Genomic DNA, 19,773 nt, shown 5'->3' with positions numbered 1-19,773 from the left:
CCAGAGGCTTTACAGGGTAAGGGCATCTTCCACCAAGGCTTTTTGCTGCTTGGCGTGGACAGACATGTAACCGACGGCCGGTGAGGCGGACGCCGGACGACCGGCATAACGCAGGGTGGCTCCGGCTGGCAGCACGCCATCGTAGTGGTGACGGGTGCAGTACCAGGCGCCCTGGTTCTGCGGCTCTTCCTGACACCAGACAAAGTCGGTGACATGGCTGTACTCGGCCAGAATGGCGCGCACTTCCTCTTCCGGGAAGGGGTAGAGCTGCTCAATTCGCACCAGTGCCACATCTTGCTGCTCGGCCTTGCGACGGGCATCGAGCAGGTCGTAGTAGACCTTGCCGGAGCAGAAGACCACCCGCTTGACCGCTTTCGGATCCAGCGCATCGATCTCGCCGATGGCGTTCTGGAAGGTACCTTCCGCCAGCTCTTCAAGCTTGCTCACCGCCAGCGGATGGCGCAGCAGGGATTTGGGCGTCATGACGATGAGCGGACGGCGCATCGGGCGCACAACCTGACGACGCAGCATATGGAACACCTGCGCCGGGGTTGAGGGCACGCACACCTGCATGTTGTGCTGGGCGCACATCTGCAGATAACGCTCCAGACGGGCGGAGGAGTGCTCCGGGCCCTGCCCTTCGTAACCGTGCGGCAGCAGCATGGTCAGGCCGCACATCCGGCCCCACTTCTGCTCGCCTGAGGAGAGGAACTGGTCGACCACAACCTGGGCACAGTTGGCGAAGTCGCCGAACTGGGCTTCCCAGATGGTGAGGCCAGCCGGCTCGGCGCTGGCGTAACCATATTCAAAGGCCAGTACCGCGTTCTCGGTCAGCACAGAGTCATACACCTCGAACGGGCCCTGCTCATCGTGCAGGTTGCACAGCGGTGTATAGGTGCTGGCATCGGTCTGGCTGTGCAGCACGGCGTGGCGGTGGAAGAAGGTGCCACGGCCGGAGTCTTCACCGGTAAAGCGGATGCGGGACCCCTTGTCCACCAGAGTGGCGTAGGCCAGGGTCTCGGCAAAGCCCCAATCCACCAGCTTCTCGCCAGCGGCCATCAGACGTCGGTCTTCGTAAATCTTCTCGACCTGACGCTGCAGCACGTGGGTCGCCGGATACTGGCTCACCCGTTCGCCGAGGCTCTTGAGGTGATCCATCGGCACGGCACTCTCATAGGCCATGTTCCAGTCGTGGCCCAGATAAGGGGTCCAGTCGACGGAGTGCAGCTCCATCGGCCGCCACTCCTTGCTCACCCGCTCGCCGCGATCCAGCGCTTCACGATACTCGTTGACCAGTTCGGTCGCCCGCTCCTGAGCGAGGCTCCCCTCGGCCACCAGCTGATCGGCGTAGATCTTGCGCGGGGTCGGGTGCTGCTTGATCTTCTGGTACATCAGCGGCTGGGTGGCGCTCGGCTCGTCCGCTTCGTTGTGACCGTGACGACGGTAGCAGACCAGTTCGATCACCACGTCGCGTTTGAAGGTGTTGCGGTAATCCAGTGCAATCTGGGTCACCAGCACCACAGCCTCCGGATCATCCCCGTTGACGTGCAGCACCGGCGCCTGCACCGCCTTGGCGATGTCGGTGCAATATTCGGTAGAACGCAGGTCACGAATATAGGAGGTGGTGAAACCAACCTGGTTGTTGATGACGATGCGCACCGTCCCGCCGACACCATAGGCGCGGGTCTGGGACATGTTGAAGGTCTCGGCCACCACGCCCTGACCGGCCATGGCCGAGTCACCGTGAATGGTGATGGGCAGCACGCTGGAGCCATCCTTGTCACCGCGACGATCCATACGGGCACGGACCGAGCCGATGACCACAGGGTTGACGATCTCGAGGTGGGAGGGGTTGAAGGCGAGCGCCAGATGGACGTTGCCACCCGGGGTGGCGAAGTCGGAGGAGAAGCCCATGTGGTACTTCACATCACCGGTACCCCAGGATTCGCCATGCTTGCCGGCAAACTCGTCGAACAGATCCTGAGCGCGCTTGCCCAGTACGTTGATCAGCACGTTGAGACGACCGCGGTGGGCCATACCGATAACGGCCTCTTTGCAGCCCTGCTCACCGGCGCGACGGATCAACTCCTTGAGCATGGGGATCATGGCGTCGCCACCTTCCAGCGAGAAGCGCTTGGCTCCCGGGAACTTGGCGCCCAGATATTTCTCCAGCCCTTCGGCGGCAGTCAGGCTCTCGAGGAAACGGGTCTTCTCTTCGAGGGTGTAGCTCCCCTTCCCCTCAATGGATTCGAGACGCTGTTGCAGCCAGCGCTTCTCTTCCGTGGAGGTGAGGTGCATGTAGTCGGCGCCGATGGAGCCGCAGTAGGTCTTCTTCAGCGAGGCGTAGAGGTCGGAGAGCACCATGGTCTCGCGACCGATGGCGTAGGAGCCCACATTGAAGGTGGCCTCCATGTCTGCGCCCTGCAGGTTGTGGAACGCAGGATCCAGTTCGGCAACGGTTTCACGCTGCCACAGGCCCAGCGGGTCCAGATTGGCATTCTGGTGACCACGGAAACGGAAGGCGTTGATCAGCTGCAATACCCGCACCTGCTTGGCATCCACTTGCGGATCAGAGACGGGGGCACTGTAGCGAGAGGGATCCTTGGCCAGACGACGGAAATAATCGCGGACCTGGGAGTGGGGTTGTTCAACCGCATGGCCATTGACCTGGGGCAGCTCGCTAAACAGGCTGCGCCACTCGTCGGACACGGAGTCAGGATTTTCCAGGAAGGATTCGTACAAATCCTCGATATAGCTTGCATTCGCACCAGCCAGGTGAGATGACTCCAACCAGGCCTTCATCACGCCGTTATGCATTTCTATCCCTTGTACTTCTTGTTACTGCTGCGCAGCTTGTAGGGGTCAAATAGCCATCCTGCCACGGGTGGGATGGCTATCCAGAGGTCGGGCCAGCACCTGGCCGGCCCTGATACTAAACAGCCCGATTGAGCAACATCGACTTGATCTGACCAATCGCCTTGGTCGGGTTCAAGCCTTTCGGACAGACGTTCACGCAGTTCATGATGCCATGGCAGCGGAACACGCTGAATGCGTCGTCCAGATTCCCCAGTCGTTCGGTGGTCGCGGTATCGCGGCTGTCAGCCAGCCAGCGGTAGGCGGCGAGCAGCCCGGCCGGACCGATGAACTTGTCGGGATTCCACCAGAAGGAGGGGCACGAAGTGGAGCAGCAGGCACAGAGAATGCACTCGTACAGGCCGTCAAGCTTGGCGCGCTCTTCGGGGGATTGCAGGTGCTCACGCACCGGCGGCAACTTGTCATCATTGATGAGGAAGGGTTTGACCTTCTCCCACTGGGTGTAGAACTGGGTCATGTCGATCACCAGATCACGGATCACCGGCAGGCCGGGCAAGGGGCGGATAACGACGTTATTGCCCTTCTTCAGCAGGTCGGAGAGCGGGGTGATACAGGCAAGACCATTCTTGCCATTCATGTTGAGACCGTCTGATCCACAGACCCCTTCGCGGCAAGAGCGGCGGAAGGCGAGCGTGGGATCCAGCTCTTTCAACTGGATCAGTGCGTCGAGCACCATCATGTCGGAACCTTCAGGAATATCAAGACGATATTCCTTCATATGGGGGACGTTATCAACATCCGGATTGTATCTGTAGACAGAGAATGTGACGTTCATTGGGCTGGCTCCGCAATCAGTAAGTCCGGACCTTGGGCGGGAACGCCTCACGGGTCTTGGGTGACATGTTGACAGCGCGACGGGTCATGGACTCGGTGTCCGGATGATAGAGGCTGTGGCACAGCCAGTTCTCATCGTCGCGATCCGGGAAGTCGAAGCGGCAGTGAGCACCGCGACTCTCGGTACGGAAGTTGGCGGCAACCGCCGTGGCAAACGCCGTTTCCATCAGGTTGTCCAGCTCCAGGCACTCGATGCGCTGGGTGTTGAACTCTTTGGAGGTGTCATCCAGACGGGCTGACTTGAGGCGTTCGCGGATAACCTTGAGCTCGGCCAACCCTTCTGCCATCGCCGCACCTTCGCGGAATACGGAGAAGTTGTTCTGCATGCAGCGCTGCAGGTCTTTGCGGATCTGCACCGGGTCTTCACCGTCACTGCAATTTTCCCAGCGGTTGAAGCGGGCCAGTGCTGCATCCAGATCCGACTCGGAAGCATCACGACCGTGCTCCATCTCGCCCAGAGTGTTGACCAGATGCATGCCAGCAGCGCGGCCGAACACCACCAGATCCAGCAGGGAGTTGCCGCCCAGACGGTTGGCGCCGTGCACCGAGACGCAGGCAATCTCGCCCACCGCAAACAGACCGACCACCGGCACGTCGTTGCCGTTCTTGTCCTGGGTCAGGCACTGGCCATTCACGTTGGTCGGCACGCCGCCCATCATGTAGTGGCAGGTCGGAATGATCGGGATCGGCTCTTTGACCGGATCCACGTGGGCGAAGGTGCGAGAGAGCTCGCAGATGCCCGGCAGACGGGATTCCAGCACCTCTTTGCCGAGGTGATCCAGCTTGAGCTTGATGTGCGGACCCCAGGGACCGTCGCAACCACGTCCTTCGCGGATCTCGATCATAATGGAGCGGGCCACCACGTCACGACCGGCCAAGTCCTTGGCGTTCGGGGCGTAACGCTCCATGAAGCGCTCGCCATCTTTATTGAGCAGATAGCCGCCTTCACCACGGCAGCCTTCAGTTACCAGCACCCCTGCCCCGGCGATGCCGGTCGGGTGGAACTGCCACATCTCCATGTCCTGCACGCCGACGCCGGCACGCAGCGCCATGCCGACGCCGTCACCGGTGTTGATGTGGGCGTTGGTGGTGGACTGGTAGATGCGACCGGCACCGCCGGTGGCCAGCACGGTCGCCTTGGCCTTGAAGTAGACCACTTCACCGCTCTCCATGTCGATGGCGGTACAACCCACCACGTGGCCATCCTGGTTCTTCACCAGATCCAGCGCATACCACTCGGAGAAGACAGTGGTCTTGTTCTTGACGTTCTGTTGGTAGAGGGTGTGCAGCAGGGCGTGACCGGTACGGTCGGCGGCCGCTGCGGTACGAGCAGCCTGCTCGCCACCGAAATTCTTGGACTGACCACCAAACGGACGCTGGTAGACAGACCCGTTGTCGAAACGGGAGAAGGGCAAGCCCATGTTCTCCAGCTCATAGATAGCCTCGGGGCCGGTTTTGCACATGTACTCGATGGCTTCCTGATCACCGATGTAATCGGAACCTTTTACCGTGTCATACATATGCCACTGCCAGTTGTCGTCGTGGGCATTGCCCAGCGCAACCGTGATCCCGCCTTGGGCGGAGACAGTGTGAGAACGGGTTGGAAAAACCTTGGACAACAGAGCGCAGCTCTTGCCGGACTGGGCAATCTGCAGCGCGGCGCGCATACCGGCACCACCGGCACCAATCACCACCGCATCAAATTCACGAGTTGGAATAGTCACCTTACACACCCCACAGCACGACGAAACCCGTCATCAGATAGACAAACAGCACCACGACCAGGGCAAATTGCAGCGCCCCGCGCAGCCCTACCGGCTTGATATAGTCAGTCAGCACCTGCCACAGACCAATCCAGGCGTGGATCAGTACGCAGAGCAGGGTCAACAGGGTGAATACTTTGGTGAATGTTTTGGCGAAGAAGCCTGCCCACACCTCGTAGGTGATGTCGTTGAACGCGACAAAGCCCACCAGATAGAGGACATAACAGGTCATGATGAGGGCGGTGGCGCGGATCAGGATGTAATCGTGAACGCCGCTGCGCCCGAAGGTTGCAGAATTGGTTACCATACAAGCACTCCCGCCAATACAGCCAGGATCGCGGTGATCACGAAGGCCACGCGGGCGCTCTGATTGCCGGATTCCAGCTCTTCCCAATAGCCCATATCCATGACCAGATGACGCAAGCCGCCCACAATGTGGTATGCCAGCGCAGTCAGGATCCCCCACAGCACGAGTTTGACCAAGAAGTTGTCCATGATGGCAACCACGGTTTCAAACCCTTCGGGAGAGGCGAGTGAAGTACCAAGCATCCACAGCAAGATGCCCAGTGCAACAAAGGTAATGACCCCTGAAACACGGTGCAGGATGGATGCAATGGCAGTGACAGGAAAGCTGATCGTCTGTAGGTCGAGGTTGACCGGTCTCTGTTTGTTTTTCACGCTTGCCCACTCAGCTCCATTGAGCACGTTAGTTATTGTTTTAACTCACACTTGAGGGCACGGAATGGTGATTGTTGGTTTTTTGTTACCAAAACACTCTGAAAAAGCCAAAACGCGAGTTTTCGGTTTCACATCAGGCTTTGCCAAAGCGTTTCAAACACCCGCAGCCATGACCCACGTGGCGCAGTATATCGGCGGCCTTAACCGAAGACAATCAATTAGCTACAAAGAAAACACAAAACCGCAAACTCGATCGCATATTTAATTTAACATTTCATTAATGCCATTAATGGGGTTCCAGCAAAATTGACATTGATAAGGAACTCTGTTTCAAATAAGGCGCTCCAGCCACTTCGGTATGGGTAACAACCTTTGCCAGCGTCATAAAAGTCGTAATAGAGTAGGACTGGAACCAAATTATAAAGAGCAAAGGAGACGTGCTATGGCTGATAAGATAGCCACCCTACACCTGCCCGGAAAAGATCCGGTCGAACTGCCGATCCTCTCCGGCACCATCGGCCCGGATGTCATCGATGTCAGAAAATTGGGATCACAGGGGTATTTCACCTTTGACCCCGGTTTTATGGCGACCGGTTCTTGCAAATCTGCCATTACCTACATTGACGGGGATCAGGGTGTCTTGCTGCACCGTGGTTACCCCATCGCCCAGTTGGCCACTCAGGCCACCTATCTGGAAGTCTGCTATATCCTGCTGTACGGCGAAGCGCCGACCAAGGCCCAATATGCCGAATTCGAACGCCTGGTCACCCGCCACACCATGGTGCACGAGCAGATAGCCTTCTTCTTCCGCGGCTTCCGTCGTGACTCCCACCCCATGGCCATCATGTGCGGTGTGGTCAGCGCCCTCTCCGCCTTCTATCACGATGCCCTCGACATCAATAACGAGCAGCATCGCGAGATCTGTGCCTTCCGTCTGCTCTCCAAGATGCCGACTCTGGCCGCCATGTGTTACAAGTACTCCATCGGCCAGCCGTTCATGCAGCCGCGTAACGCCCTCTCCTATGCCGGTAACTTCCTGCACATGATGTTTGGCGTGCCGACCGAAGAGTACAAGGTCAACCCCATCGTTGAACGTGCCATGGATCGTATCTTTACCCTCCATGCAGATCACGAGCAGAACGCCTCCACCTCCACCGTTCGTCTGGCTGGCTCCTCCGGTGCCAACCCGTTCGCCTGTATCGCCGCGGGGATCGCCTCCCTGTGGGGACCGGCCCACGGTGGTGCCAACGAAGCCTGCCTGCGCATGCTGGAAGAGATCGGCTCGGTGGATCGCATCCCCGAGTACATCGCCAAGGCCAAGGACAAGAATGATCCGTTCCGCCTGATGGGCTTCGGTCACCGTGTCTACAAGAACCACGACCCCCGTGCCACCGTGATGCGCGAAACCTGCCACGAAGTACTGACCGAGCTGCAGATCAAGGATCCGCTGCTGGATGTGGCCATGGAGCTGGAGCGTATTGCGCTCTCCGACCCCTACTTCGTCGAGAAGAAACTCTACCCGAACGTAGACTTCTACTCCGGCATCATCATGAAGGCGATCGGCATCCCGATGAGCATGTTCACCGTGATCTTCGCCATCTCCCGCACCATTGGCTGGATTGCCCACTGGAACGAGTTCCACTCAGACCCGGACAGCAAGATTGGTCGCCCACGCCAGCTCTACGTGGGCCACCCGCTGCGCGAGTTCACTCCACTCGAGCAGCGCTAACCACTGCGCTGATATGGTTTGTTACAAAGGCGGTCATTGACCGCCTTTTTGTTTGCCGCTCTAATGCCCCCTTTCGCGTTAAGGAGTCCATTATGAAACCACTGTTTATCAGCGCAGCCTTGCTGCTGACCGCCTGCCAGAGCGCCCCTGCATCGTCACAGGGGGAGACCCTCTATATCAACAGCCAGCTGGTCGATTGCGTCGGAGTTGGCCCGATGCAGTGCATGCAGGTTCGCAGTGATGAGCAGCAGCCCTGGACGCTGTTCTACCAGAATATTGAAGGTTTCCAGTTCGAGCCGGGCTATCGCTATCAGCTCACAGTCAGCAAGGAGCAGCTCACCGATGTGCCGGCCGATGCCCCCTCCGTGCGCTATCAGCTGATCAAGGTAGTGAACAAGGTCGCCAGCAAGTAACAAACACGATCAAAAAAACGGGGGATGGCTGATGCCATCCCCCGTTGGTTTATGGGTACTGCGCCTCATCAGGCACGATCAGGTCGGCGCCAGCGCCATATGCAGCAGCGGATAGGGCTTGCCCTGACCATCCAGCGGCGAGCGACCCGTCACGGTGAATCCCATCTTCAGATAGAAGCCCACCGCCTGTTCGTTCTGCTCGTCGACGTCAACCTGCGTCGCGCCGCCCTGCGTGATGGCATGGGCCACCAGCAAACGTCCCACGCCACTGCCTCGCGCCCCGGGAGCCACAAACAGCATCTCCAGCTTGCCCTCGTACACTCCGCTAAAACCCGTAATCTGCCCCTCTTCTGTGCGGGCACTGTGCAGTGTCACCGCATCGAAGTAGTGCTCCAGAATAAGCGGTTTGAGAGCCAGGATCTCGGCCTCGGGCAGGAAGTGGTGGGTCGCCCGAACAGAGGCCTCCCACAGATCGATCAGGGCCGGATAATCGGCCCGGGATACCGGAACAATCGTCATGGAATGACTCGATATGATAACCAGCGGGAAGAGACACCTTCCCGCTGGCAACGGTGATTAGCGCGCCTGCACCGCCTGCAGCAGCACCGACATATCAGCGCCAAAGTTGCGGCTGCGGATCGCCTCGCGAATATCCGCTTCGCTATAACGGCTGCCCGGATAGACCACCACGCAGGAAGTGTCGCCCGGTTTGAGGAAGTGGGTCTCGCCAAACGGGGTATAGCGGGTGGCACCGATACTGATGAGCGCATGGGGAGGATGTCCCGCCTGCGCCAGCAGTCCCTGAATGTGCTCCGCCGGCCCTTCATCCTGCTGATGATTGAACTTGTCGATGGCCCAGTCGAGCAGCTTGCCGTGGAAGTAGCTGTAGTCGATGGCGGCGCTGTCTACCCCGTAGGCGTGCAGCTCGCCATCGCGCTCCAGATAGCAGGCGATACGATAGTCATCGAGCTCGCAACCGGCGGCAAAACCGGAAAGCGGCAGCAGGTTGGCCGCCAACCCCTTGCTCTCTTCGCCCCAGTTCTTCTTCTCGCTGATCTTCTTGGCGTTGGGACGGCGGATGGAGCAGTCGTTATAGGCACCAAAGGCACGGGGATGGATCGCCACCACCTGCTTGCCCGCATACTCCAGCTCGCACCAGAGGGCTACTTCCGGCTCGATCTGCACCTTCTCGTCACCGCTGACCGCCGCTTCCGGCAGGAAGATCGCCTTGTCGCTCAACGGGAATACCCCGAGCTGACCCGGATGGCCCGGCACGAAGAAGGGGAACAGCGCCTTGGGCGCTGTGGTGTCACGCACGACTACGGCTACGAAGTCCGATGCTTCACCCGCCTGCTCCAGATGACCGGCGAAATTGCCCGCGACCCCGAGTCCGATAAACTTGCTCTCTGCTGCTATCTGCATCTTGCTCACCTGCATCTTGCCCACGCAAGGTAGCAGGCTCGTCGCCTACTACCGCTAAAGTGGCAAGATTAAACCACAAGGGCCCCGCCTTCGCCCAGTCCGGTCCTGTCGTGGTGTGCGCCAGTCCACTTTTTTAGGGACGAGAAGGCTGTGGCGAACCAGCCATTGCGCACTCATTCAGCTACGCAGTCACCGCGCTGGAAACAGTGCGTTTCCGGCCTATCCCCTCTTTCTACTTGGGACTCAACTTCATCTTTGTTAGGCTGCCGGCATGCAAAACAACTGTGCGCTTGAGTGCGCCAGTGCTCATCACGGCAACCCCATTGGAGAGAAAACAGATGATCGACAAACTCGCCTGGCTCACCTTTAAAGATCAGCAACTGCTCTGCGCCCGCTCCCACGGCAAGGGCATCTATTACATCCCGGGCGGCAAGCGGGAACCGGGCGAGAGCGACGAGGCGGCGCTGATCCGCGAGATTGAGGAGGAGCTGGCTGTCACCCTGCAACCCGACACCCTGCGCTTTGCCTGCGAATTCAACGCCCAGGCCGATGGCAAACCGGCAGGTGTCGAGGTGAGATTGCGCTGCTACACCGGCGAAGCTAGCGGCACCCCAATCGCCTCGGCCGAAATTGCCGAGCTGCGCTGGCTCGATAGCTCTCACCTCGATGAGCTCTCCCCCGTCTCCCGCCTGCTGTTTACCTGGCTGGTTGAGCAGGAGCTGATCCGCTGACTAGCCGTACTCGCGGCGAGCATAAGTACCTACCGCATATGAACCAACGGTGGCAATCAGCCACATAACATCGCAACGACAAGGATGTCAGATGGATATTGTGGAAGTTAAAAGCGCAGCGACCTACCAAAGTGCGCTCATCACCCTGCTGCAAGATTGTGTCGATAGCGGCGCCTCGGTCGGTTTTTTACCGCCGCTGACCATGGAGGAATCTGCCCGCTACTGGCAAGGAGTTGAAGCAGATCTTGTGGCAGGTCACCGAAAGCTGTGGCTTGCCCTTGAGCAACAACAGCTCGTGGGAGCGATTCAGCTCGCGCTCTGTGGCAAGGCCAACGGTCGCCACCGAGCCGAAGTGGAAAAACTGATGGTACTGCAAACGGCGAGAGGAAAAGGTGTCGGTCGTGCGCTGATGCAGGCCTTGGAACAAGGCGCCCATGCCGCGAGCCGTTCACTGCTGGTGCTGGATACTCGCGCCGGTGATGTGGCCTCCCACCTTTATCGTCAACTCGGCTATCTGGAGGCGGGCCAGATCCCGAGCTTTGCGCGCAACGCAGATGGCACTCTTGCTGCAACCGTCATCTTCTACAAACCGCTCTGACCATCCCCTATGCCTTATCCACATACAGCAGGGCCGCACCAAGCGGCCTTGCTTGTTGCCCGCGTGACAGCTTGTTGCAGCAATATGGCTTGCGACGGATTGCCACGATAGAGCCATTGATCCTGCATGTCTCAACACCGCCAATCGCTCGCCCCAAAATACAACCAAACAAACAGAAAGATTAATTAATGATTAAAACGCCCCTCTTTTCTTCTTCATCTATTGCCTCATCCGGCGTATCGTGAGAGACCCATTTGATAATCAAATCTATGTTGTTCACTGCCTTGAGGAATAATGGATGCCCACTTTGCCCCGTACAGTTACCTCCCCCAAAAAGTTCATCATCGGTCAACACCTTCTCCCGCAACTCCATGAGCACGTTAAAGATTTTGGTGACTATGCGTTGCTCATCAGCGATGAGTTCATTCTGGAGCGGGTACGGGAAGAAGCTTTGGCAGGGCTCCTGCAGGCAGGCCTCAGGGGAGTGGTCGACAAGTTTCGCTACGAATGCACCGAACAGGAGATCCACCGCCTGACCCACCTTGCAGAGCAATATGGTGCAAACGTGATTGTCGGGATCGGCGGCGGCAAGACGCTGGATGTCGCCAAGGCCGTGGCCTTCTATCTGCGCCGTCCGGTTGTGCTGTTCCCGACGATTGCCTCCACAGATGCTCCCTGCACGGCACTGGCGGTGATCTACAACCAGGCGGGGGAATTTGAGCGCTATCTCTTCCTGCCGCAAAATCCGGACGTGGTGCTGGCTGACACGGCCATCATTGCCGCCGCCCCTCCCCGCTTCTTTTCCGCAGGCGTTGGCGATGCCCTGGCCACCTATTTCGAGGCGCGCGCCTGCTATCGGTCGGACGGACTCAATCTGGTCGGCAAGCGTCCTTCACGCACTGGCCTTGGTCTGGCACAGCTCTGTTACGAGCTGCTTGGTGAGAACATCGAGCTGGCCATGGATGCGATACGCCACCATGTCTCGACCCCGGCGCTGGAGCAGGTCATCGAGGCCACCATCTACCTCAGCGGGGTCGGCGCCGAAGCCGGTGGACTGGCCGCCGCTCATGCCGTCAACAATGGCATGTCACTGATCCCGGAGCTCCATCGTGCCCAGCATGGCGAGAAGGTGGTCTTCGGCCTGCTGACCCAACTCGTGCTTGAGCGCGCCCCACAACATGAGCTTGATGAGGTGTTTCGCATCATCGACTGCGCAGGCCTGCCCATGACACTGCAAGAGCTGGGGCTCACCCACTTTGATGAAAGCGAGTGGCGTAAGGTAGCGCAGCTGGCCTGCGATCCCCTCGATACCATGGGCAACATGCCGATGACAGTGAGTGAACAGGATGTCTACGCCGCCATGGTAGCGGCCAATGCCATGGCAGAGCGTTATCGCCTCCGCCATCCCCGCCCCTGATTGCTTGCCGCACTAAACAGTGCAAACAGTAAAAAGGCTTGCCCATTGGCAAGCCTTTTTCATCTGCATCCCATCGCTTGTCTAGATAGACGAACGCCTGCGCAGTATCAGGGCAGTTTCACCGCTCGCACTGCAACCTCTGGCAGGGCGAAGGCATCTTGCGCGGCGATGAGTTGCAGCTCGTAAGCCTGCTGGCGCCAGGTCTCCTGCAGCACCGCATCCACCGAGGCGTTGGTGCGCTCGAACGCGCTGACCGCATCGTGACCGGCCAGCAGATTCGCCAGCATCAGGGCGCTGATAAGATCGCCCACCCCTACCGGCTGGCGGGCAAAGTCATAGAGCGGACGGGCAATCAAGTAATCCCCTTGCGGGGTGGCCAGCAGCATCTCGAAGCGGCTGGAGTCCTGCGCCGCACGACCGAGATGCTTGACCAGCACCAGCTTGACGCCGCGGGCCAGCAGCTGATGGGCAGCCGCGCGGGTCTGATCCAGATCTGCCAGATGGGTATCACAGAGGGTCTCCAGCTCCAGCAGGTTGGGGGCAATCATGTCGGCCACCGGCAACGCCTGCTCGGTCAGGAAACGGGTGACGCCGGGAGCGACGATACACCCCTTCTCCGGGTGACCCATCACCGGATCGCAGAAGTAGATGGCATCGGGGTTGGCCGCCTTGACGGCGTTGACCACGGTCAGGATCTCGTCCCCCTGCTCGGCGGAGCCAAGGTAGCCGCTCAGCACGGCGTCACACTGGCTCAACACCTCGATATTGCCCAATCCTTTCACCAGCGCACTGATATGACCCGCCGGCATCGCCATTCCCTGCCACCCCTGGGCATATTGGGTGTGGTTGGAAAACTGCACCGTGTTGATGGGCCATACATCCATACCGAGGCGGCGCATGGGGAAGACGGCCGCGCTGTTGCCGGCACAACCAAAGACCACGTGGGACTGAATAGAGAGAACGGATTTCATCGGGAATACCACAGCAAAGGATCAGCAAGGTGGGCAATATATCGGATGAAGATAACGATGCGCCACCTTGGCGCGGGATGAACAGGCAATTTCCTGACTAAAGACAGGTTTTTTGCGCCATTTGGCCCGCATCGACAGGATGAGCGGCGCCATGATGCGCCGCGTCACCGTCCATCACATGCCGTTGTGCTCAACGCCATGACGGGCAAAGTGATAGACCCATCCCTCATCACACGGCATGTCACTGGGTGGCGAAATCAGCTCAGGCAATACCGTCACCTTGCCACCAGCGGCATATTGCAGCGCCATCAGGGCGCACAGCGCCGCATCGTAGCGATCCGTATCCGTCACCACATCGGCAGGCAGCAGCGCCGCCAGCTCGGGTCTGGCAGGGGATGCCTTGCCGCCCACTTTGGCCAATGCCGGATAGACCTCCAGCACGGCACGACTGGCCTTCGGGGCAACGGTCGGCACCAGTTGCAGATCCGAGAGCCGCGGCAGCATGGAGAGCGCCAGGGTAGCGTTGTTGCCGAGCCGGTCGAAGATAGCCGAGAGCGGCTTCTTGCCGTATTGCTGATACAGCCAGCGCTCGCAGTCGCGGTAGGCGTAGGGGTTGTCTATCTCCCGCTCGGGCACTGCGCAGCTGTGTGGCTGGCCGTTGAGCAGATCCCGCAAGGCGCGGGAAAAGGCAAGCGGCGCATCGATACCGAGCGCCAGTTGCGGGCAGGCTTCTACCTGCATCAGGGTCAGCTCGTTTTGCAGGGCCGGACGCAGCAGAGCGGCCAGATCCGGCGCCACCCGCGAGCTCAAGCGAAACAGCGGCGACACCCCGAGCCAGTGCAGGCGGTTGGATTCGGCCTGCCAGCCCACCACGGCCACCGCCTGGGCACTGCCCTGCCAGCCACGCACATCCCAGCCGATCCCGATTGCACTCATCTGCCCTGCCGTCATCAATTACCTCTGTTCGCCTGTCACAAGTTGCAAGAGGCACAGGGTAATCAGCAGATGCCTTTAACGCAAAGCGAACTGCCTTGGTCAGAACGATTTCTGGAAGTTCACCAGTGGCAGAATGGGGAACACGCCGTTGGCGGCATAGTTGGCCAGCCCGATCTGCAAGCCATCGAGGTGCTTGGTGGCATTGATAAAGCCAATCTGGAAGGTGGTACGCTCGGCATAGTTGACAAAGCCAACGTTGGCCAGCGCATTGCCCTTGGCGATATTGACCGCCCCCCAGTTGAGCCCCTGCACATTGTTGGTCAGATTGACCAGCCCCAGATTGACGCCGGTATCCTGCCCTTCGTGCCAGTTGATGGCGTTGATGGCGACCCCGCCAAACTGGTGGCGCACCCGGCCAGCACCCAGGAATACCCCGAGCTGCAGGCCGCTGAACTGATCCACATCTGAGAGGGCGAAGATCGGCAGATCAATACCCTTCACCTGACCGGTCCGACCGTAGAGCAGCGAGGCGCGCGCCCCTTCCACCTGATGGGACGCGGGCAAATTGACCCCGGGCAGCGAGACCTGCACCGGAGTACTGGCCTGCGCGACACCGCACAGAGTAAGGGCGCTGCATGCCAGCAGCAGGCGGGAGAGTGTCATGGGAAGTTCCTTGGGCCATTGAGAGTGGCCCGATCCTAACAGTCAGGGGAGAGTGTGGGCACACCAGCAGGGACGAGGTGCGTCACGATACGTCACGGGTGGCCCTCTCACCTCTCCATCAGGACTTGCGAAAGCGCCACCTCAAGGACAATCGGCCACTTTTTCACAGCGAGTGGTTCCTCTTCCTTTCTTTGCCTGAGCGAACTGCCTAAAATAGTCGCCCTGCTGTATCCGGCATTCATCCATCTAGAGGATTTCCCATGGAGACGTTTCTGCTCGAAGGTCACCCCTTCGTTGCCTTGTGTGACCTTATCAAACATCAGGGGTGGGCCGATTGTGGCGGCGCCGCCAAAGCCCTCGTTGCCGAAGGGCTGGTCGAGGTGGACGGTCAGGTGGAGACCCGCAAGCGCTGCAAGATCGTGGCCGAACAGGTGGTCAACTTCAACGGCATGAAGGTCGTGGTGAAAGAGGGCGTCAGCCCGGAGATTGGCTAACCCCGTCTCGGGGGGCCACTCTCCGGCAACCCGCTAGCTGGCCTTGATCGACAGGGTCAGCACAAAACGCGCCATCGCCTCATCCCCGTTCAATGACGGACAGGTTGCCACCACCCGGATGGGGCGATTAATGCGCTGACCGCTTGCCAACGACTCGTCGATCATGGCATCGATCTCCTCCCCCGCTGCGCAGTCGAACTGCACATCCCCCTCCGGTCGTTTCAAAAACTCCCCCTGCACATCTTTGAAGGCGAAGTGCACCTTCTTGCGCCGCTGCCGCCCCTTCTCCATCACCAGTAGACCACCTACCAGATCGGCGCCGGTCGCCAGCGCGCCAAAATACATGCTGCCCAGGTGGTTGCGGGTACGCCAGCCAAGGGGAATGCGGATGCGCAGCGCCTTGGCGTTCATCTCTTCGATGATCGGGGCACAAAACCCGATGACGGGAATATAGCGCCAGGCAAACAGCCGGAGCGCCAGATTGGCTTTGAAGCGTTGCAAATCCATATGCGAACTGATCCGATGAGTTAATGTAAACAACATGTTGCCTGCATCTGCGCCATTCGACAAGCACAGGGATCACGGTTACGACCTTTTGCCCAACCCAAAAAAACAGAGGGAACCGCACCGGTTCCCTCTTTTCGCTCATGTCGCTGTTACAGCAAATGTGCCGATCAGGCGCGCTTCTCTTCCAGCCAGGCCCCCTGACTCTGCATCTCGAACAGCTGGGCATAGTGACCGCCGAGGGCCATCAACTCACCATGGGTACCCCGCTCGCTCACCTGACCGCGGGAGAGCAGCAGGATCTCGTCCGCATCGACGATGGTCGAGAGGCGGTGGGCGATGGCGATGGTGGTGCGGCCACGACGGGCGGCAGAGATCGCCTGCGACAGCGCCAGCTCGGTCTGAGAGTCCACACTCGCCGTTGCTTCATCCAGAATGAGGATACGCGGATCCCCCACCAGCGCGCGGGCAAAGGAGAGCAGTTGCCGCTGACCGGCGGAGAGGTTCTTGCCCCCCTCCTCCATCAAGGTGTTGATCCCCTGTGGCAAGCTGCGCACAAACTCGGCCAACTGCACCTCGCTCAACGCCTGCCAGAGCCGCGCTTCGTCTATTCCGGCGCGGCCGAGACGCAGGTTCTCCGCCAGGGTGCCGACGAAGATAAAAGGATCTTGCTGCACCAGCCCGATGCTGCGGCGCACAGCCGCCAGCGACAGGGTATCCAGTGCGTGCTCATCGAAGCGGATCTGCCCCTGATCCAGCGGATAGAAGCCCATCAGCAAGCTGATGATGGTGGACTTGCCGCTGCCGGTATGGCCCACCAGCGCCAGCATCTGGCCCGGTTTTGCGGCAAAGCTGACCTCCCGCAGCACCTGTTGCTCACCATCGTAGGAGAAGCTCACCCGCTCGAAACTGACCCGCCCTTCCAGCGCGATCATCTCGCCATCGGTGCTCTCGCGGGTTTCATCGAGCAGAGCAAAGACACGCTCCCCCGCCACCATCGCCTGCTGCAGCTGGTTAAGCTGGTTGGTCATCTCGATGAGCGGCTCGATCATCCGCCCCAGATAGCTGATAAAGGCGTAGAGCACCCCCACCTGAATGGCACCAGCGTGGCTCACCCCCTCGTGGGCGAACAGCGCCAACAGGCCAATCAGCACCATCATGTAGAAGAGATCGATGAGCGGACGCAGCAAAATGCCGTTGATCTTGAGGCTCTTGATCCGTGCCGACCAGTGCTGCTGGTTCACCTCGGCAAAGGCGTTGGCAAAGTGTCGCTCCTGCACCATAGCCTGAATGACCGGCATCCCCTGCAGCGACTCGTTGAGGCGGCTGTTAATGTCGGAGAGCAGACTGCGGGTTGCTCGCACCACCGGCACACTCAGTTTCTGGTAGAGCCACATCACCCCGCCCACAGCGGGCAGCAACAGGGAGCAGACCAGCATCAGCCGCAGATCCAGCAGCGCCATGGAGATGAGGATGCCGCACAACAGCACCACCTTTTGCACCAGCAAGCCGATCACCTGCACATAGAGGTTCATGATCGCTTCGGTGTCGTTGGTGATGCGGGAAATCAGCGAGCCGGAGCGATGCTTGTCAAAATAGCGGGCTGGCAACCGGATGGCGGTGGCAAATACCTGCTCGCGCAGGGTTTGCACCACCGCCTGAGCGATGCGATTGAAGCTCAAGGATTGCAAATAGAAACCCGCCGCCGAGAGTACCTGTAAGCCCAGATAGCCCGCTGCGATCAGAGCTATGGTAGGCAGCACGATATTGCGAGGCGCCAGATAGTCATCGATAAAGAGCTTGATCAGCAGCGGCCCGGCCACTTCGGCGCCGGTGGCAAGCAGCAAACAGATCCCCGCCTGAATAAGCCAGCGGGGATACTGGGCGCAGTAGGCGAGCAGTCGTTTAATGGTCGGATTCACAGGCTCTCCTCCACCGCTTCTTCGAGACGCTGGTAACGCACCATATCTGCATACCAGCCATTGTGCGCCATCAGGGTACCGTGATGACCCCGCTCGCTAACGGCCCCCTGCTCCAGCACCAGGATCTCGTCGGCCTGCTCCACCGCCGTCATGCGATGGCTGACCAGGATCAGGGTGCGACGATGGGCCTTGAGGGCATGCAGAATTTGCTGCTCGGTGTGGGCATCTACCGCCGAGAGCGCATCATCGAGCACCAGAATGGGCGCCTCCAGCAGCAGGGCGCGGGCAATGGCCAGCCGCTGTTTCTGGCCGCCGGAGAGGGTCACCCCTTTCTCCCCCACCTCGGTCTCATAGCCCTTGGGGAAACGCACAATATCATCGTGGACACAGGCAATGCGCGCCACCCGTTCGACCTCCTCGCGGCTCGCATCGGGTTTGCCGAGGGCGATATTGGCGGCGATAGTGGTGGAAAACAGGAATGGCTCCTGCGGCACATAGGCAAACTGGCTGCGCAGTGTGGCGAGCGGCAGCTGGTCAATCGGAACGCCACACATGACAATCGAACCGTGAGTCGGATTGGCAAGGCGCATCAACAGCTTGAGCAGGGAGCTCTTGCCTGCCCCGGTGCGCCCCACCACCCCGAGCATCCCCCCTTGCTTGAGGGTAACGTCGATATCCGCAAGCAGGGTGCGCTGCTCAAGTTGATAACTCACCCCCTTGATCTGCAAAGGAAAGGCAGAGGTAAACACCGCCGGCTGGGCGGGCTCTTCGATATCGCTGCGCTCCCCAAGCAGGCTTTCGATACGGGAGTAGGCGGCGCTGCCCCGCTCGATGATGTTGAACAGCCAGGCGATGGCAAACATCGGCCAGATCAGCTGGCCGAGGTACATGGTGAAGCTGGTGAGCTCACCCAGGGTCAGCTCATCGCGCAGCACCAGCACACTGCCCCCCGCCACCGCGAGGAAGTAGGAGCAACCGATACAGAGATAGATGACCGGATCGAATTTGGCATCGATGCGGGCCACCGCCATATTGCGCTCCCCCGCCTGTTTGGTCAGCTCAGCAAAGCCTTCATCTTCCAGCGATTCAACCGCATAGGATTTCAACACCCGTACGCCGGAAAGGGCCTCCTGGGTCTTGTTGTTGAGCCTGGAGAAGGCCCCTTGCGCCGCCTTGAACTGGGTGTAGATCTGGGTGCCGAAGCGGTTCATGAAATAGGCCATCACCGGCAGCGGCAGCAAGGAGACCAGCGTCAACTGCCAGGAGTACTGGCTGCACATGATGGAGAGCACCAATACCCCGACCATGATGGAGTCCACCAGAGTCAGCACCCCTTCGCCAGCGGTCATCTCCACAGCCTGAATGTCATTGGTGGCATGGGCCATCAAATCGCCAGTACGGTGGCGCTGATAAAAATCGGGGCTCATCCGGGTGAAATGGCTGAAAAGGCGATTGCGCAACACATAGGCCAGACGGTAAGAGGCACCAAACAGCATCACCCGCCAGACGTAGCGCAGCAGATAAATCAGCACACCCAGACCAAACAGCCCCGCCAGATAGCGCATCAGGGTACCATTGTCGAGACCGCCCTTGGTGATGCCATCCACCACCCAGCCCACCACTTTGGGCGGAATAACGGTCAACAGGGCCACCATCAGCAGCAGGGAGATAGCAGCCAGATAACGGGGCCACTGCTCCTTGAAAAACCAGCTCAATCGTAGAAATACGCTCACACCACCAACCTTTAGCGCTATCTGCCCGTGACCGCTCCAAGGAGCGGCCATCAGAGAAGCCACGCAGAAATAGAAGAATGAAAACAATCGC

At 59.6% G+C, this 19,773-nt stretch carries 20 protein-coding genes; 7 read left to right on the top strand and 13 right to left on the bottom strand.

Annotated elements, in window-relative coordinates; translation table 11 throughout:
• Positions 1 to 9 precede the first annotated feature (9 nt).
• The 5 genes from sucA to sdhC form a co-directional block, all read right to left on the bottom strand.
• A complete protein-coding gene (gene sucA / locus OKC42_RS08975; RefSeq protein ID WP_270658741.1) occupies positions 10 to 2,817 on the bottom strand; it encodes a 2-oxoglutarate dehydrogenase E1 component in 2,808 nt (935 codons plus the stop codon).
• Between the two features lie 115 nt (positions 2,818 to 2,932).
• A complete protein-coding gene (locus OKC42_RS08970; protein WP_005333549.1) occupies positions 2,933 to 3,649 on the bottom strand; it encodes a succinate dehydrogenase iron-sulfur subunit in 717 nt (238 codons plus the stop codon).
• Between the two features lie 16 nt (positions 3,650 to 3,665).
• The gene (sdhA, locus tag OKC42_RS08965; RefSeq protein ID WP_270658740.1) at positions 3,666 to 5,432 is read right to left on the bottom strand and encodes a succinate dehydrogenase flavoprotein subunit; all 1,767 of its coding nucleotides are present in this window, start codon (positions 5,430 to 5,432) and stop codon (positions 3,666 to 3,668) included.
• A 1-nt stretch (position 5,433) separates the two neighbouring features.
• The gene (gene sdhD, locus OKC42_RS08960; protein WP_005333558.1) at positions 5,434 to 5,778 is read right to left on the bottom strand and encodes a succinate dehydrogenase, hydrophobic membrane anchor protein; all 345 of its coding nucleotides are present in this window, start codon (positions 5,776 to 5,778) and stop codon (positions 5,434 to 5,436) included.
• Positions 5,772 to 6,149, bottom strand: a complete 378-nt coding sequence (sdhC, locus tag OKC42_RS08955; RefSeq protein ID WP_005333571.1) for a succinate dehydrogenase cytochrome b556 subunit — start codon at positions 6,147 to 6,149, stop codon at positions 5,772 to 5,774. Before sdhC ends, sdhD begins: the two co-directional genes overlap by 7 nt.
• A gap of 64 nt (positions 6,150 to 6,213) precedes the next feature.
• Here sdhC and OKC42_RS08950 point away from each other — a divergent pair, with 64 nt between their 5' ends.
• The 3 genes from OKC42_RS08950 to OKC42_RS08940 all read left to right on the top strand — a co-directional run bounded on the left by OKC42_RS08950 (position 6,214) and on the right by OKC42_RS08940 (position 8,291).
• Complete coding sequence (locus OKC42_RS08950) at positions 6,214 to 6,414, top strand: hypothetical protein (protein WP_124929313.1); 201 nt, start codon at positions 6,214 to 6,216, stop codon at positions 6,412 to 6,414.
• Between the two features lie 177 nt (positions 6,415 to 6,591).
• Positions 6,592 to 7,878 carry a citrate synthase gene (locus OKC42_RS08945; protein ID WP_005333572.1) on the top strand — a complete coding sequence of 429 codons (1,287 nt, stop codon included), beginning with the start codon at positions 6,592 to 6,594 and terminating at the stop codon, positions 7,876 to 7,878.
• Positions 7,879 to 7,970: 92 nt separating this feature from the next.
• Positions 7,971 to 8,291: a DUF4377 domain-containing protein gene (locus tag OKC42_RS08940; protein ID WP_019446103.1), complete on the top strand. Its 321-nt coding sequence runs from the start codon at positions 7,971 to 7,973 to the stop codon at positions 8,289 to 8,291.
• 78 nt (positions 8,292 to 8,369) lie between these two features.
• On the opposite strand, the gene OKC42_RS08935 is transcribed toward OKC42_RS08940, so the two are convergent.
• Together OKC42_RS08935 and OKC42_RS08930 are read right to left on the bottom strand one after the other, a co-directional pair.
• A complete protein-coding gene (locus OKC42_RS08935) occupies positions 8,370 to 8,810 on the bottom strand; it encodes an acetyltransferase (protein ID WP_270658738.1) in 441 nt (146 codons plus the stop codon).
• A 57-nt stretch (positions 8,811 to 8,867) separates the two neighbouring features.
• Positions 8,868 to 9,713 carry a DUF5718 family protein gene (locus OKC42_RS08930; RefSeq protein ID WP_047438856.1) on the bottom strand — a complete coding sequence of 282 codons (846 nt, stop codon included), beginning with the start codon at positions 9,711 to 9,713 and terminating at the stop codon, positions 8,868 to 8,870.
• Between the two features lie 338 nt (positions 9,714 to 10,051).
• Here OKC42_RS08930 and OKC42_RS08925 point away from each other — a divergent pair, with 338 nt between their 5' ends.
• The 3 genes from OKC42_RS08925 (at position 10,052) to OKC42_RS08915 (ending at position 12,459) form a co-directional block, all read left to right on the top strand.
• Positions 10,052 to 10,444, top strand: a complete 393-nt coding sequence (locus OKC42_RS08925; RefSeq protein WP_069529935.1) for an NUDIX hydrolase — start codon at positions 10,052 to 10,054, stop codon at positions 10,442 to 10,444.
• A 91-nt stretch (positions 10,445 to 10,535) separates the two neighbouring features.
• Positions 10,536 to 11,042, top strand: coding sequence for a GNAT family N-acetyltransferase (locus OKC42_RS08920; protein WP_270819500.1), 507 nt, complete (start codon positions 10,536 to 10,538; stop codon positions 11,040 to 11,042).
• A gap of 298 nt (positions 11,043 to 11,340) precedes the next feature.
• Entirely contained in the window at positions 11,341 to 12,459 is a 1,119-nt protein-coding gene (locus tag OKC42_RS08915; protein WP_129503907.1) for a glycerol dehydrogenase, read from the top strand.
• Positions 12,460 to 12,566: 107 nt separating this feature from the next.
• On the opposite strand, the gene pdxY is transcribed toward OKC42_RS08915, so the two are convergent.
• The 3 genes from pdxY to OKC42_RS08900 all read right to left on the bottom strand — a co-directional run bounded on the left by pdxY (position 12,567) and on the right by OKC42_RS08900 (position 15,029).
• Complete coding sequence (gene pdxY / locus OKC42_RS08910) at positions 12,567 to 13,430, bottom strand: pyridoxal kinase PdxY (protein WP_129503906.1); 864 nt, start codon at positions 13,428 to 13,430, stop codon at positions 12,567 to 12,569.
• 174 nt (positions 13,431 to 13,604) lie between these two features.
• On the bottom strand, positions 13,605 to 14,381 hold the full coding sequence (locus OKC42_RS08905; protein WP_270658735.1) for a DUF429 domain-containing protein: 777 nt from the start codon (positions 14,379 to 14,381) through the stop codon (positions 13,605 to 13,607).
• An 84-nt stretch (positions 14,382 to 14,465) separates the two neighbouring features.
• Positions 14,466 to 15,029 carry a VC2662 family protein gene (locus tag OKC42_RS08900; RefSeq protein WP_005352548.1) on the bottom strand — a complete coding sequence of 188 codons (564 nt, stop codon included), beginning with the start codon at positions 15,027 to 15,029 and terminating at the stop codon, positions 14,466 to 14,468.
• A gap of 260 nt (positions 15,030 to 15,289) precedes the next feature.
• On the opposite strand from OKC42_RS08900, the gene ybcJ reads away from it, so the two are divergent.
• Entirely contained in the window at positions 15,290 to 15,523 is a 234-nt protein-coding gene (ybcJ, locus tag OKC42_RS08895; RefSeq protein ID WP_005361116.1) for a ribosome-associated protein YbcJ, read from the top strand.
• 33 nt (positions 15,524 to 15,556) lie between these two features.
• Here ybcJ and OKC42_RS08890 read toward each other — a convergent pair whose 3' ends face one another.
• From OKC42_RS08890 to OKC42_RS08880, 3 genes are all read right to left on the bottom strand, one after another.
• The gene (locus OKC42_RS08890) at positions 15,557 to 16,030 is read right to left on the bottom strand and encodes a DUF4442 domain-containing protein (RefSeq protein WP_005352552.1); all 474 of its coding nucleotides are present in this window, start codon (positions 16,028 to 16,030) and stop codon (positions 15,557 to 15,559) included.
• A 167-nt stretch (positions 16,031 to 16,197) separates the two neighbouring features.
• Positions 16,198 to 17,949, bottom strand: a complete 1,752-nt coding sequence (locus OKC42_RS08885) for an ABC transporter transmembrane domain-containing protein (RefSeq protein ID WP_270658734.1) — start codon at positions 17,947 to 17,949, stop codon at positions 16,198 to 16,200.
• Positions 17,946 to 19,682, bottom strand: a complete 1,737-nt coding sequence (locus OKC42_RS08880) for an ABC transporter transmembrane domain-containing protein (RefSeq protein ID WP_270658733.1) — start codon at positions 19,680 to 19,682, stop codon at positions 17,946 to 17,948. Before OKC42_RS08880 ends, OKC42_RS08885 begins: the two co-directional genes overlap by 4 nt.
• Positions 19,683 to 19,773 lie beyond the last annotated feature (91 nt).

It is taken from the genome of Aeromonas sp. Y311-2 (assembly GCF_027706025.1).
GTDB lineage: Bacteria > Pseudomonadota > Gammaproteobacteria > Enterobacterales > Aeromonadaceae > Aeromonas > Aeromonas veronii.
Note: the sequence above shows the minus strand (reverse complement) of the source record. Positions and strands in the feature narration are given on the sequence as shown.

What these genes read in the sequence shown, in the direction of transcription:
- pdxY (WP_129503906.1), bottom strand. Translation starts at nt 13,430, where the DNA reads ATGAAATCCGTTCTCTCTATTCAGTCCCACGTGGTCTTTGGTTGTGCC.
- OKC42_RS08940 (WP_019446103.1), top strand. Translation starts at nt 7,971, where the DNA reads ATGAAACCACTGTTTATCAGCGCAGCCTTGCTGCTGACCGCCTGCCAG.
- OKC42_RS08905 (WP_270658735.1), bottom strand. Translation starts at nt 14,381, where the DNA reads ATGACGGCAGGGCAGATGAGTGCAATCGGGATCGGCTGGGATGTGCGT.
- OKC42_RS08945 (WP_005333572.1), top strand. Translation starts at nt 6,592, where the DNA reads ATGGCTGATAAGATAGCCACCCTACACCTGCCCGGAAAAGATCCGGTC.
- OKC42_RS08920 (WP_270819500.1), top strand. Translation starts at nt 10,536, where the DNA reads ATGGATATTGTGGAAGTTAAAAGCGCAGCGACCTACCAAAGTGCGCTC.
- OKC42_RS08935 (WP_270658738.1), bottom strand. Translation starts at nt 8,810, where the DNA reads ATGACGATTGTTCCGGTATCCCGGGCCGATTATCCGGCCCTGATCGAT.
- ybcJ (WP_005361116.1), top strand. Translation starts at nt 15,290, where the DNA reads ATGGAGACGTTTCTGCTCGAAGGTCACCCCTTCGTTGCCTTGTGTGAC.
- OKC42_RS08925 (WP_069529935.1), top strand. Translation starts at nt 10,052, where the DNA reads ATGATCGACAAACTCGCCTGGCTCACCTTTAAAGATCAGCAACTGCTC.
- OKC42_RS08930 (WP_047438856.1), bottom strand. Translation starts at nt 9,713, where the DNA reads ATGCAGATAGCAGCAGAGAGCAAGTTTATCGGACTCGGGGTCGCGGGC.
- sucA (WP_270658741.1), bottom strand. Translation starts at nt 2,817, where the DNA reads ATGCATAACGGCGTGATGAAGGCCTGGTTGGAGTCATCTCACCTGGCT.
- sdhD (WP_005333558.1), bottom strand. Translation starts at nt 5,778, where the DNA reads ATGGTAACCAATTCTGCAACCTTCGGGCGCAGCGGCGTTCACGATTAC.
- OKC42_RS08950 (WP_124929313.1), top strand. Translation starts at nt 6,214, where the DNA reads ATGGTGATTGTTGGTTTTTTGTTACCAAAACACTCTGAAAAAGCCAAA.
- OKC42_RS08970 (WP_005333549.1), bottom strand. Translation starts at nt 3,649, where the DNA reads ATGAACGTCACATTCTCTGTCTACAGATACAATCCGGATGTTGATAAC.
- OKC42_RS08915 (WP_129503907.1), top strand. Translation starts at nt 11,341, where the DNA reads ATGCCCACTTTGCCCCGTACAGTTACCTCCCCCAAAAAGTTCATCATC.
- OKC42_RS08890 (WP_005352552.1), bottom strand. Translation starts at nt 16,030, where the DNA reads ATGGATTTGCAACGCTTCAAAGCCAATCTGGCGCTCCGGCTGTTTGCC.
- OKC42_RS08900 (WP_005352548.1), bottom strand. Translation starts at nt 15,029, where the DNA reads ATGACACTCTCCCGCCTGCTGCTGGCATGCAGCGCCCTTACTCTGTGC.